The organism is Neobacillus camarae (genome assembly GCF_054950115.1).
On sequence record NZ_JBUCKX010000001.1, the window covers coordinates 79,852 to 92,629 of the forward strand.

Annotated in this window: 10 protein-coding genes; 4 read left to right on the forward strand and 6 right to left on the reverse strand. The window is 37.6% G+C overall.

Annotated features, from left to right (window positions below):
• Nucleotides 1-55: 55 nt before the first annotated feature.
• Entirely contained in the window at nucleotides 56-1,120 is a 1,065-nt protein-coding gene (locus ACY8D0_RS00345) for an ABC transporter substrate-binding protein (protein WP_462408532.1), read from the reverse strand.
• Nucleotides 1,121-1,256: 136 nt separating this feature from the next.
• On the reverse strand, nucleotides 1,257-2,465 hold the full coding sequence (locus ACY8D0_RS00350; protein ID WP_462408533.1) for a Zn-dependent hydrolase: 1,209 nt from the start codon (nucleotides 2,463-2,465) through the stop codon (nucleotides 1,257-1,259).
• Between the two features lie 173 nt (nucleotides 2,466-2,638).
• On the opposite strand from ACY8D0_RS00350, the gene allB reads away from it, so the two are divergent.
• Nucleotides 2,639-4,015 carry an allantoinase AllB gene (gene allB / locus ACY8D0_RS00355; protein ID WP_462408534.1) on the forward strand — a complete coding sequence of 459 codons (1,377 nt, stop codon included), beginning with the start codon at nucleotides 2,639-2,641 and terminating at the stop codon, nucleotides 4,013-4,015.
• Between the two features lie 461 nt (nucleotides 4,016-4,476).
• Here allB and ACY8D0_RS00360 read toward each other — a convergent pair whose 3' ends face one another.
• Together ACY8D0_RS00360 and ACY8D0_RS00365 are read right to left on the reverse strand one after the other, a co-directional pair.
• Nucleotides 4,477-5,310 carry a restriction endonuclease gene (locus tag ACY8D0_RS00360; protein ID WP_462408535.1) on the reverse strand — a complete coding sequence of 278 codons (834 nt, stop codon included), beginning with the start codon at nucleotides 5,308-5,310 and terminating at the stop codon, nucleotides 4,477-4,479.
• Nucleotides 5,300-6,745, reverse strand: coding sequence for an AIPR family protein (locus ACY8D0_RS00365; RefSeq protein ID WP_462408536.1), 1,446 nt, complete (start codon nucleotides 6,743-6,745; stop codon nucleotides 5,300-5,302). The genes ACY8D0_RS00360 and ACY8D0_RS00365 overlap by 11 nt, the downstream gene beginning before the upstream one ends.
• A gap of 294 nt (nucleotides 6,746-7,039) precedes the next feature.
• Between ACY8D0_RS00365 and ACY8D0_RS00370 the strand changes: the two genes are divergently transcribed.
• Nucleotides 7,040-9,853 (forward strand): DEAD/DEAH box helicase, encoded by a 2,814-nt coding sequence (locus ACY8D0_RS00370; RefSeq protein WP_462408537.1) that lies wholly within the window; start codon nucleotides 7,040-7,042, stop codon nucleotides 9,851-9,853.
• A 19-nt stretch (nucleotides 9,854-9,872) separates the two neighbouring features.
• Here ACY8D0_RS00370 and ACY8D0_RS00375 read toward each other — a convergent pair whose 3' ends face one another.
• Nucleotides 9,873-10,271, reverse strand: coding sequence for a (deoxy)nucleoside triphosphate pyrophosphohydrolase (locus ACY8D0_RS00375; protein WP_462408538.1), 399 nt, complete (start codon nucleotides 10,269-10,271; stop codon nucleotides 9,873-9,875).
• Between the two features lie 306 nt (nucleotides 10,272-10,577).
• On the opposite strand from ACY8D0_RS00375, the gene ACY8D0_RS00380 reads away from it, so the two are divergent.
• Nucleotides 10,578-11,102 carry a GNAT family N-acetyltransferase gene (locus ACY8D0_RS00380; RefSeq protein WP_462408539.1) on the forward strand — a complete coding sequence of 175 codons (525 nt, stop codon included), beginning with the start codon at nucleotides 10,578-10,580 and terminating at the stop codon, nucleotides 11,100-11,102.
• A gap of 258 nt (nucleotides 11,103-11,360) precedes the next feature.
• Here the strand turns inward: ACY8D0_RS00380 and lspA are convergent, their stop codons facing one another.
• On the reverse strand, nucleotides 11,361-11,798 hold the full coding sequence (lspA, locus tag ACY8D0_RS00385) for a signal peptidase II (RefSeq protein WP_462408540.1): 438 nt from the start codon (nucleotides 11,796-11,798) through the stop codon (nucleotides 11,361-11,363).
• 186 nt (nucleotides 11,799-11,984) lie between these two features.
• Here lspA and ACY8D0_RS00390 point away from each other — a divergent pair, with 186 nt between their 5' ends.
• Nucleotides 11,985-12,422 carry a GNAT family N-acetyltransferase gene (locus ACY8D0_RS00390; protein WP_462408541.1) on the forward strand — a complete coding sequence of 146 codons (438 nt, stop codon included), beginning with the start codon at nucleotides 11,985-11,987 and terminating at the stop codon, nucleotides 12,420-12,422.
• Nucleotides 12,423-12,778: the final 356 nt, after the last annotated feature.

The window sequence follows — 12,778 nt, forward strand, 5'->3', positions numbered from 1 at the left end:
CACTCACGATTGAAAGAAGCTGTTTTAGTAGAATGCTATAAGCCAATAGGTTCCATTATTCTTTGCCTAGTTCTTCTGCTGTCTTGCCGGTGGCCTTTTCAAGGAACTCATAGTCCATATTTTTTTTCGCTTTATCAGCCACATCATTTTGAATATAGTTCAAGTCTTTCATCATTTTTGCAATAGCAAGGGTTTCTTTTTCATGCATATTGTAATCGGGATAGGAATTTTTCAGAGCCTCCGTTGCAATATCATCTGATAAGGAGGTATTTTTACTGATGACATCCAACCACTTGGTGTTATCTTGTTTTAAATCATCCACTAAATTCACCACGCCTGTTACCACTTCTTGCAGTTCTGCCTTATGCTCTTTGAGGACATCAGAACGAGTTACAATTAAGTTCGTTAAATTGCCTGCAGCTTGGTCATATGGATAGGCAAAATGTTTACCAGACTTATTCAAGCGGATTTGGGAGGCAAATGGTTCAACCGTTGAAATCACATCTACTTGGCCGTTTTCTAATGCGCTGGCATGGTCAGCAGGATTGGCGATATTGACAAATTCAATGTCATTAACCGGATCAATGCCATGTTTCTTGAACTCTCCACGCATGTGGATATCCTGAGCATTTCCTCGGGATGCGGCCACTTTTAATTTATTTCCCGATTTTTTACGCTCGGCAACAAGCTTCTTAAATCCATCCCAGTCATCTGCTTTAAGAGAGATGTCATTTCCGACCAGGATTTCAGAACCGCCATTAATCTGACCGGAAATGGCCACTAAGTCTAATCCCTTATCAAGCGCTGTTATGTAGTGAAGATACGTCACTTGTGCCACGTCTAAACTGCCAGAGACCAGTGCAGTCAGGACGTCGTTCCCTGATGGGAAGTTTTTTGCATCGATTTTAACATCTTTCACATAGTCAGGTACTAGTGACATAGCTAAGCAATGAGCACAGGTTGCATATCCAAGTTTGATTTCGGCTGTCTTCTGTCCATTGTCTTCTGTCGACACTTTGGAAGAATCGGAAGCGGAGCTTTCTTGTAATGTGCCGCAAGCACTCAGGATTAAAAGAAAGACACTGCTTAAAATCAACAACGACCATTTTATCTTTTTCATAAAACCACCCTTTCGGAAAACAAGTATGTTTTGCTTTTCCTGAATTTTGATACCATCATCCTACTTGGAGAGGTCGATGACAAGGAGCTTGTAAGATTATGTGACGGTGTATTTTTTGTCTTTTATAAAAATTCAGTCAATAAGCCAGCTGGTGCAACGCTTCTGCCAGCACTTCAATTCCTTTTTCCAACGCCTGCTCATCCGTATATTCGAGGGGAGAATGACTGATCCCTGACTGACTTGGTACAAATATCATCGCGGTTGGAATAATTGATGCAATTACCTGGGAATCATGAGCCGCCCCACTATGCATGGGCTTAAAAGGGATTTTTTTGCGTTCGCAGCTTTCTTGTAAGAGCGTAATGATTTTTTCACTCATTGGCACAGGCTTTGAGGTAAACCAGGCCTCGATTTTTACATCGACGTTTTGTTTTTTCGCAATCGCACCTATTTCTGCTTTTATCAAATGCGTTATGTTTTCCAAATCGGATTCGTTGGTGTGGCGAACATCTAGTGTAAAGATGGCTTTTCCAGGGACCACATTTGAAATATTGGGCTCCAGCTGAAAATTTCCCACAGTGGCAACAAGCGGATCGCCCGCTTCATCGGCCAATGTCAAGATTCGGCTGATCATGAAGCTGGCAGCTTTCATGGCGTCACGGCGGTAGCCCATTGGGGTAGTGCCTGCATGATTGGGTTCGCCCAGGACCGTTACTAGGAATCTTTGCTGCCCGACAATGCTGGAAACCACTCCAATGTCTTTATTTTCTTTTTCAAGAACACTTCCTTGCTCGATATGCAGCTCAATAAAGGCCGTTACATTTTGTTTTGGTGAGAGCTCGGCTGAGTATCCTAATTCTCGCATGGCATCCATCATGCTGATCCCGTCAGCATCAACAATCCCTTCGATATCTTCGGGTTTAGCCAGTCCAAACATGCTTCTGCTTCCCCACATCGCATAGGGAAATCGGCTTCCCTCTTCTTCTGCAAATGCAGCAAGCTGCAGCGTTTTCTTTGGCGGACCGTACTTTTTAAGAAGATCGATGATGGCCAGTGCGCCGCCGATGATTCCATATTGACCGTCATAAATCCCGCCATTGACGACGCTGTCCAAATGGGAGCCTGTCAAAACCACTTCATCCGGCTGGCTTGCTCCCTTTATGCTGGCTAGCAGATTCCCTACTGCATCGATGTCGACAGAAAATCCTTCTTGTAAAAGCCAGTTTTTGAGCCCATGCTGCGCTTGCAACCATGGGTCAGAGTAGACGAGTCTCGTGATTCCGTTTTGGTTGTCCTTCCCATACTCAGCCAGCCATTTTAATTTCTCAAGCACTTGATTCTCCATAAAATCATCCTTTCGGTAATGTGGCTCTTTTTTTACAAAATTTAGTTTTTATCATCCAACTTAAAAAGTGGTGTTGCAAGTTCTTTGTTAGATTGTCTTACACATAACTTTAAAACTAGTAAACTTCTGCTATGATAAGTTACAAATTGATTTTTGAAAGGGGGATTTTCAAAATGACGGCAACAACCATCATCACCAATGGAAAAATTGTCACTCCAATAGGGGTAGTTGAAGGAGAAATCGAAATTACCGCAGGCAAAATCTCAACTATTGCAGCCACTATACCGAGAAAAGATCATCTGGAGGTCATTGATGCAAAAGGGCAGTATATCCTTCCAGGAATGATTGATACTCATGTACATATTAATGAGCCTGGAAGAACGGACTGGGAGGGATTTGAATCCGGTTCGAAAGCGCTGGCAGCAGGTGGTGTGACCACTTATATTGACATGCCCCTTAATGCTTTGCCTGCTACCACGACCAAGGAGGCTCTTGAGAAAAAAATAACCTTGGCCTCTGGAAAAAATTATATTAATTACGCCTTTTATGGAGGGCTTACACCGGATAATCTTGATAATTTAGAAGAACTTGCCGATGGAGGTGCAATCGCATATAAGTGTTTTCTTTCCACCTATCAGACAGATATACCGGGAGATTTCAAAAGCATCGATGATTATACGCTTCTGGAAGGGATGAAGCGAATTGCTGCATTGGGGAAAATCCTGCTGATTCATTGTGAAAATGACCAGGTTACGGACGGTCTGGAAAGACAAAAAGTGAGAGAGGGGAAAACGAGTACTTATGATTTTGTTGATTCTCGTCCCATCCTTGCCGAAGTGGAAGCTGTATCACGTGTGATTTTGTTCGCCAAAGCAACGGGCTGCCCTGTCCATATTGTTCATGTTAGTTCGGCAGAAGCGGTTCATATAATTGAGAAAGCGAAGCTTGAAGGTGTGAATATTACACTGGAGTCGTGCCCGCACTACTTTGCTCTTAATGCAGATGATTTGGCACGTATTGGCACAGTTGCTAAATGTCAGCCGCCGCTGCGTTATCCAAAGGAGCAGGAAGCACTTTGGGAATGTTTGCTCGAAGGGAAAATTGACTGGATCAGTTCTGATCATTCACCGTGTACCAGTGATTTGAAGCAAGGGAGTATCTTTGAAGCCCATGGGGGGATTTCCGGTGCTCAGAACAGTGTTGATGTCATGTTTGATTTAGCAGTAAATAGACGTGGAATGAGTGTTGTTAATTTTGCCAATCTAATTGCAACCCAGCCTGCTAGTCGCTTTTCTTTATTGGACAAAGGAGAAATTACGGTCGGCTGTGACGCTGATTTGATACTGATTGACCCAAGTCTGTCTTATACCGTTAATGCCGAAAGTCTTTACTATAAAAATCCCCATAGCCCATATATTGGTATGGAAGTCGGCGCACGGGTAACAAAAACCTTTTTACGAGGTGAACTGGTTTTCGGTATTGAGGAGGGGATAGTAGGGGATCCGAAGGGGAAATCTATCCTGAATTCAGTTCCAGTTGAAAGGGCTTGAAGTGAACTTTGTAAAAATAGTTTATACTAGTAAATGAATATTTTTTTCAGAAAAAGAAACTAATACGATTCCCCTGTAATAAAAACTTCCACATAGGTAGCGGTGAACTTATCATATATAGAGGCAGTTTATTTAAATTTCCCTAAACCGGACCAAAAAAAGTGCCAGTCTCTACCCGAAGATTGAAATAGTATTTGACAAAATCGGAGAGTGACTATGCACTCATTTTTAAATGTAAAAATAGATTACCATAGAGTTTTTTTTCTTGTACAAGTTCTTGATATGTAATAATGCTATCCGTGAGGAGGTTTATTGCATTGTTCAGGGCTTGATCAACGTTTTCGTGGTTGACTTTCCCCATTCTTTTATTGAGGGTTATTGAAATAGTAACATCAAATAGGATTGCAATAGAACCTTAAAATAAAAGCCCGCCAATATTATATTTGGCAGGCTTTTTCGTCCTAATCAAATACTGATGAGATAGGTGTTATTAGAAAATCTAAATTATGTTTTGTTTCTACCCCTACTTGGTATTCAATCATTAAATCAACAAGTTGATTTCCATTTAGTAAAATTATTCCGTGTTCATTAGCTTTTTCAATTGCTTTATTTGTAAAGGTTGATGTAGTTACAAAATAAGAACCGTTATTATGACTTTGGTGCATAGAACCAATAAAATCTCTAAGATCATTTACGGATATAAGATTGTTTTCGTCATAGCATTTTGCTTGAACAGGCATAGCCCCTTGCTTTAATCGAGTCTTATAAAGATACCCATCTATTCCACCATCACCACTTTTTTTTGTTACTTCCCCAAATGGGGCTTCACCAGAAGCTATAAGTATATTAATGACTAATTCTTCAAATTTGTACACATTCATATTTATCAAAAGATACTTAATATACTTTTTTAAATTGGATAGGTAGGTACTGTAGGCTTCATTAAGACGATTTAAAGATTCAATATGTTTTTTTTCAAATGGATTTTCATTAGGAAAAGCCTTGTCATCAAGATTTTCTTTATTAGAAATACTCCAAAGACTTTGATAAGCAGAATCTGGTGGGCTATTCAAAAGAAATAGCCCAATATCAGTCAGTGCATATATATTATTTTCAAGTATTTGTATTGCATCTTTCTCAATACACTTCTCCAGTATAGGGTATATATCATAATCTTCAATTTCATATTCATAAGCTTCTTTAAGTTTTTCCAAAAGTAAATCTCTAGTGAAACTCCCGTTATTAACCATATTTAGTGTTGATAATAAAATTTCACTAAAAAAACTATTGGTCATCTCTATTATTACCCTCTATTATACCTTTTGCTTGATCCATAGTCATTAAACAGTAATTCCAATGCTCATTACTCTTAGCGAGTTTATCAGGAGTCTCTTCTCGGGCTTTTGTAACTACATAACTAACCAAAGGCTGGACAATCTCTTCTAATTCATTATAATTGTTGGGATCAAAACCATTAATCCATTTATATTTCCCGTCTTCACTTTTTGTAACTAACATTCGTAGTGATCCGATAATTGGCTGAATTAAGCCTCCAGGCACTTCATATTTCATACCGTTTTCATCAATAAGTTCTCCATTTGAAAACGTGGTGATATTACGGTAAGAGTTAAATAGTACTTTTTTTTCAGATTTTGAAAAACTAATCAGGGCATAATTCCCGCCACCAGCAGAATTGTTTGAACCCACTTTATTGTAAATATCAGGAATATTCTTTTCCAAATAATTATACATGTTAAAAATGTCAGGAATTATTGCTTCCATGTTAACGTATTCGGAGTCCCGTTCTTCTTCTGCTGCAGTTTCAATCTCTGTAACATAGGATTTAATAATTTGTTCTGCACCAGAGGCCCACTTCATTTGGGGTATAGAAGGTCGCCTGCTAAATTTAGATTGGGTTGAATACTTTGGAGTCTTTTCTAAATTAAATAAATCTAACAATCGAATAATGTTTTCAACGGGGATCATTTTTAGGCCTTCCTCGTGCTTTTCAAATTGTCTATATGCAACTCTATTGTGAAAAGATAATTCTGATAGTAGTTCTTTTAAGATATCAAATCCACCTTGTAAGTTAACTATGGACCTTGAAAGAACTTGGGCGGATGTATTCCGAGCTTCCGCAAGCCGGGAAACCCCGTGGAAATTAACTGTAATTTCAAAACGAACATATGCATCAAGAAATTCTTCATTCTTTTTATAGTTCATTACAGTATCTTTTATTATTTTATATGTATGTCCCCCGTCAATATTACCTTCGTTTTCTTTATCCATTGTAATTTCAATAACATTAGGAATTATCTCATCTTCCCCATTAAAGATAACATTTTCTAAAAATTTTATCTTATGAGCAACAAGCACAATCCCCCGGTTTAATAGGTAAAAAGATTGGTTATGAGGTCTCCCATCTTCGGCAATGTCTGTGTTTTTTAGGCTTCTAGCAATTCGCCTAGATGGTGTAGATTTTATATTCTGTTCACGAGGATTTTTCTTCATGGGTATTAAGGTATCGTCCCCTAAGCCTAACTCCATAACATGTATAAAAGAAGAATAAATTAATGGGTATCTCCATTCATTGATATCGGGCATCGTTCCGAATTCCAATAAGTGCTCGTGTAAATAATGAGGATCGAACATTATTGTTGTTTGGTCGTTTCTTAATCTAAGTATAAAATCCTTTTCAGTTTCTTCAAACCTCTTTAAGACAACAGGCATTGCAAAACCTCCTTCTTCATGATTCTTTACTTATTAGTTTAAACACTTTATAGAAACTTTAAAAGGAAAAAGTTACTTTAACAGACTTCTTGATTCTTCTGTCATGTTTGTGTATGGATAAGCAAAAAAAATGTATCTTAATATGATGATTAATTTTTCCACGCTTAAGTAACTGTAGAAATATATCACAATAGAATCCAGAGATCTTTTTATTTATTACAAGATATAGTACAATTTCCTTATTCCAATATATAGAAAAAATGAACTTGGTAAATACAGAGTCAGGAGTAAACCATGGAAGCAGTAGAAAAAAAACTAATTGTAAACTCGGATAAAGGAAACTTATTAAGAGAATTAGTAAAGTCGATGAGAGAGTGTCAACGTTTTTATTTTAGTGTTGCTTTTATCAATTTTAGTGGACTGCAACTTTTGCTTGATCCTCTAAAAGAGGCAGAGGAGCGAGGAACCAAGGGGAAAATCATTACTTCCACATACCTCAATTTTACCGATGCAAAGGCTCTCGAAAAAATAAAAGAGTTTACAAACGTTGATTTAAAAGTTTTTGTTACCGACAAAGAAATTGGATTCCATACCAAAGCATACATATTCGAGTATCGAGATAGTTTCAAGGTCATTATTGGTTCATCTAATATTACCCAAAGTGCTCTAAAGAGCAATATTGAGTGGAATGTTGAGATTGTTACTAAAGAAAATGGACAGTTTATCCAAGACGTCTTAAAGGAATACGAATACCTTTGGAATATGAGTGACGAAGCGGACGAGGATTTTATTAGAAGATATGAAGATTTCCTTAAGAGCATTAGGGAATCTCAAATCAACAACCAAATGATCTATGAAAGAAAACAATATATCGTGCCTAATAGAATGCAAAAACGAGCTACCGAAAATCTCGAGCGTCTCCGTAACTTTGGTGAGACAAAGGCCCTGGTTATTGCAGCGACTGGAACGGGTAAAACGTACATGTCGGCGTTTGATGTAAAGAGCTATAAACCAAAGAAGCTTCTTTTTATAGTGCATAGAGAAGAGATTTTAAAAAAAGCAAAAGAAACCTTTGAACTGCTCTTGCCAAATGATGGCCTAACTTTTGGTTTGTTAACTGGGAATCATAAACAAAAAAATGTTGATTATGTGTTTGCTACGATCCAAACTATATCGAGATGCTTTCATGAATTTGATAAAGATGAGTTTGAATATTTAATTATTGATGAAGCCCATCATGCGACTAGTCCTACATATCAAACTGTTTTAAACTATTTCGAGCCCAATTTTGCCCTAGGAATGACAGCCACACCTGAACGAAGTGACGGTTACAATGTTTTTGACCTTTTTGATAATAATGTGGCACTAGAAGTTCGATTGCATGAGGCGCTTGAGGATGAGTTAGTTATTCCTTTTCATTACTTCGGTATTACTGATATTGAAGGCATTGATTTAAGTGATGTGGATATTGACGATATTGCGGAAATCACAAAACGATTAAAGGTCAATGAACGGGTTGATTTTGTTATTGAAAAAATGGAATTCTACGGACATGATGGTGAAAAAAGAAAGGTCCTTGGATTCTGCGTCAGTATTGAACATGCTCAGTATATGGCTAGTGAATTCAATAAAAAGGGTTACAAAAGTGTTTGTTTAACTGGAAATGATTCTTCTGAAATACGAGAAAGATACATTAATCGATTAGAAGATGACCAGGATGAACTAGAATTTATTTTTACTGTAGATATTTTTAATGAAGGGGTCGATATTCCTTCTATTAATACAGTATTAATGTTAAGACCCACTAACTCTCCAATTGTATTTATTCAACAGTTGGGACGCGGGCTTCGAAAGCATGCTAACAAGGAGTTCTTAACGGTTCTTGATTTTATTGGAAATCATCAAAAGGCCTTTTTAATTGCTCTTGCGTTAAATGGTAGCCGTTATTATGATAAAGAAAGTTTAAAAGTGGCTGTTGCAACTGGTTTTGCTAGTATCCCTGGATGCACTCATATCCAAATGGACAAGATTTCTGAGGAAAGGATATTGGCTCAAATCGATAAAGAGAACTTTAATTCAATGAAGTATTTGAAGGAAGAGTACTTTGAATTTAAAAATCTCAACCAAGGGCGGATTCCTAATTTGATGTTAGATTATGTGAAATATGACGGAGCACCAGATCCGGTAAAATTTATTGATAAGGAAAAAACCTATATTTCCTTTGTAGCTAAAGTGGAGAAGGATGACTATTTAAAGGAACTTTTGCTAAACGAGGCTTTCGAAGATACGGTAAAAGAATTGTCAAGTAAGCTGCCAATCAAGAGAATTTACGAATTTGTCATTCTTCAGTATCTCCTAGACCACGAGGAAATCGACTTAGAAACTGCAAAATATCAAATCTTAAAAATGATTAATAATGTGGACGATGATAGCATACTTCATGCATTTGAGTGCTTAAATCAAAACTACTATGATAGTGGCCAGATTAAGAGCAAGCCTAAATTAGTTAATTATAGCAATGGGAATTTGAGTAGGACCTCTCTTTTCAAAGGACTATTAGAAAACGAGGAATATCGTAAATATATAGAAGACGTCATTACTTATGGGATCTTCAGGTACGTTAAGGAATTCAATGGGGAATACTACGGAGTCCCTCACTTTAAACTTTATGAGCAATATCAAATGATTGATGCTGCTTTGCTATCAAATTATAGGAAAATCCATAGCTCCTTTAGGGGTTCAGGACTACTAGCAAATGGTAATGAATATTTTCTCTTCATAGATCTTCATAAAGAGGAGGACATAAAGGATAGTATTAATTACAAAGATAAATTTATTAATCCACGTGAGTTTCAATGGCAATCCGTAAACAATACTTCACAGGAATCCGAAAGAGGGAAGAATATTATTTTTAATAAGCAACGGGGAATAAATCTTCACTTGTTTATTCGGAAATATAAAGAAATTGATGGAAAAACGGAGCCATACATTTATATTGGAAAAGGAAACTCGATTTATTTTGAAGGGAATAAACCAATTACAGTTAGGATGAAATTGGAAAATGAAGTCCCGGCAAGTTTATATACTGAGTTTACCAAAAAGGTATAGTCTTCTCATTTTGAGAAGACTATTTTTCTTGAATTAATTGTTCAACCGCTGGGATGTCCGCAGGAGCCCAGTTAAGTGAATCTAGATTTTCCCTTTTTAGCCAAATTAACTTGGAATGTTCACTTTTCGTAGGAGTTCCTTTGACAACTCTACATTTAATCGAAATTAGGTTTATGGTGAAGGTTTCATACTCATGAGTATTATCATTAAATACTTCTTTAAAAGTCTTGACATTACAATTCAACTCTTCAGAAATTTCCCTTTCGAGTGCGGAAAAAATATCTTCGCCGGCTTCAACTTTCCCGCCTGGAAACTCCCATCGATTGGGTATGGACATTTCTGGTGACCTAAGAGCACAAAGGATTTCCTGTTGCTCATTCTCGATAATAGCAGCTACTACTTTTACAAGTTTTTTCAAGAGTTATCCTCCTATATTGTTTCTAGTCCTATAATATCATTTTTTGCCAGGGTGGTTCACCTATGAGGATAAAATTGACTTTGAGTTAACTCAAAAAAGGTGAACCATTTAAATAGCATGGCATGATGTATCTCATAAGAGTGTTGCAGGCTTGGTAGTTAAGTTGGTTGTAACACCTGGAATGGAAATTCGAAGGGGATTAGAGGTGGGATTCCCCGACCACAAACGAATACTTTTAAAGTTAACATTATAGTTGTTAAAGTCAAAAACTTTTTGGTATTCTCGTTTTATCAAGGAGGCGGGAACATGCATAAAACAGGCAGCAAAGATTTAAAGCTCGAAGATATTAGCATCCGAAACCAAGTAAGGCCGGGTGATGCCGGTTACATTACCTACATGCATGGATGGATCTATAACAAGGAATACAATTATACGACTGTTTTTGAGGGATACGTTGCACAATCTTTTTATGACTTTCTGATGAACTACGATCCTAACAAGGACCGACTATGGGTTGCGGAGCACAATGATGAGATTGTGGGTTCCATTGCCATCTTGGGACATGGTGAAAGGGCGCAGCTGAGATGGTTTCTGCTGCATCCCGACTATCGCGGAATCGGGCTTGGAAAACATCTGTTGAATGAGGCCATAGCCTACTGCAGACAGAAGGGATTCAAGACCGTGTATCTCGATACAACGGACGATTTGGACCAAGCCATTGGCATGTACACCAGAGCAGGTTTTGTCATTGTGGCAGAAAAAGAAAACCATACCTGGTCAGACAATCTCATGGAGCTGGAGTTTGAGTTGAACCTAGTAGACCTCAGGTAATGAAAATAAGTAAATTTTGAACATGTAATTGGTTAATCTTGAAAGTGCCGCCTATTTATGCCGGCACTATTTCATATTTAAATAAAAGATATGTGACAAAATCCAATAACCGCTAAACCAATGAATAAATGCTATTTTCCCGTTGCGCAGCCAGAGGTGTGGAGAGAATATGAGAGAAGCCTTGGCAAAGGAACAAGAACTGTTTAGAGAAGAGAATATGGAGTCTATTCAATAGAGCTCAGTGTCTACCGAACAGATCTAATGCTTATTTTTCAACCATCTAACGACCCCATAAATAATAAGCAGGAACACCCCTATCTCAATAGCATGGTCAGCAAAGTTAAGAATTCCACCAGAGCGAATGATAAAGTCTGTCACCTGCCCAAACAAAAGCCTATCGATCCCATTCCCAATTGCTCCTCCGACTAGGAATCCCAAACTACATTCGATGAGAGCACCCTTCATTTCTCCGGTTCTGCGAAAATATAAAACACCTATCACGAACAACACGGCCACAACTCCGAAGAGCCGTGCATTGCCTTGAAATAACCCTCCTGCCATCCCGCTATTTTCAATATGTGTGAGTTGTATTCCCCACCATGTAAATGTTTCATTGATGTCAATGTAGGCGCGAATTAGATATTTAGAAAGCTGATCCATCATAATAACGAGGATGGCAATGACATAAAATAGCATATAATAGTCCTTTTCCCTTGCAGAATAACGTACATCCTAATCATTATTATAATTGGAAGCTTTTTTCTATTCTATTATGAATCTCGCCTTTTGCGTGTAAAACTTCCGACGTCACTGGCCAGTAAAATCAAACCAGAAATGTTCATGTCTATAGGTTCAAATATGTTAATAAAATTAGGGAGTGATATGGTGGGAATCAGAAAAGCGAGAGTGGATGATTGGAAGCAAATTTCCTTGTTGTTAAACCAATTGGGCTATCCAGATACGGAACCTTTTTTAAAGGAAAAAGTTGAAACACTTCTTATGGAACCGAATGAGGAATTATTAGTCTTTGAAGAAGATAGTAGGGTAGTTGCTGTTATTTCCATTCATTTTATCCCCCAATTAGCCGTAAAAGGAGATTTCGCAAGAATCAGTTATTTTGCAGTTGATACAAGCATTAGAAGTATGGGGATTGGACGTAGGATTGAAGAATATTGTACGGAATTAGCCATTAAAAGAAATTGCGATAGAATGGAGGTTCATTGCCATTCTAGAAGAGAAGATGCCCATAGGTTTTATATTCGGCAGGGGTTTAAGGAATCCCCAAAATACTTCATAAAGATGTTATCCAAATCTGACTAATGTCCGCATTCTCATCCAACTAACTTGGTATCAGGCAACTTGGGGCGTAGGAAACTACTCTTCTGAAGAAAAACGATTGAATACATTCTATTATTTTTTGTCTTTATGAAAAAATGCATAAAAACTTTCATAAGGAGGGAAATTCTCTCACCATAAACAAATAGGCATTTCCCGATATATTTGGGAAATGCCTATTTGTTTCGGTATGGAACAGGAACCGTCGCGTTAGCAGCAATGGGAGCCAATTTTCCTAAATACTAATCCTTTTCAATGAAGCTGCTTCACCGTATTGAATCTAAATGTGTTTTTCAGGAAATGACTTGCCTAAAGTTGAAAATATTTTTATTGTATGGACA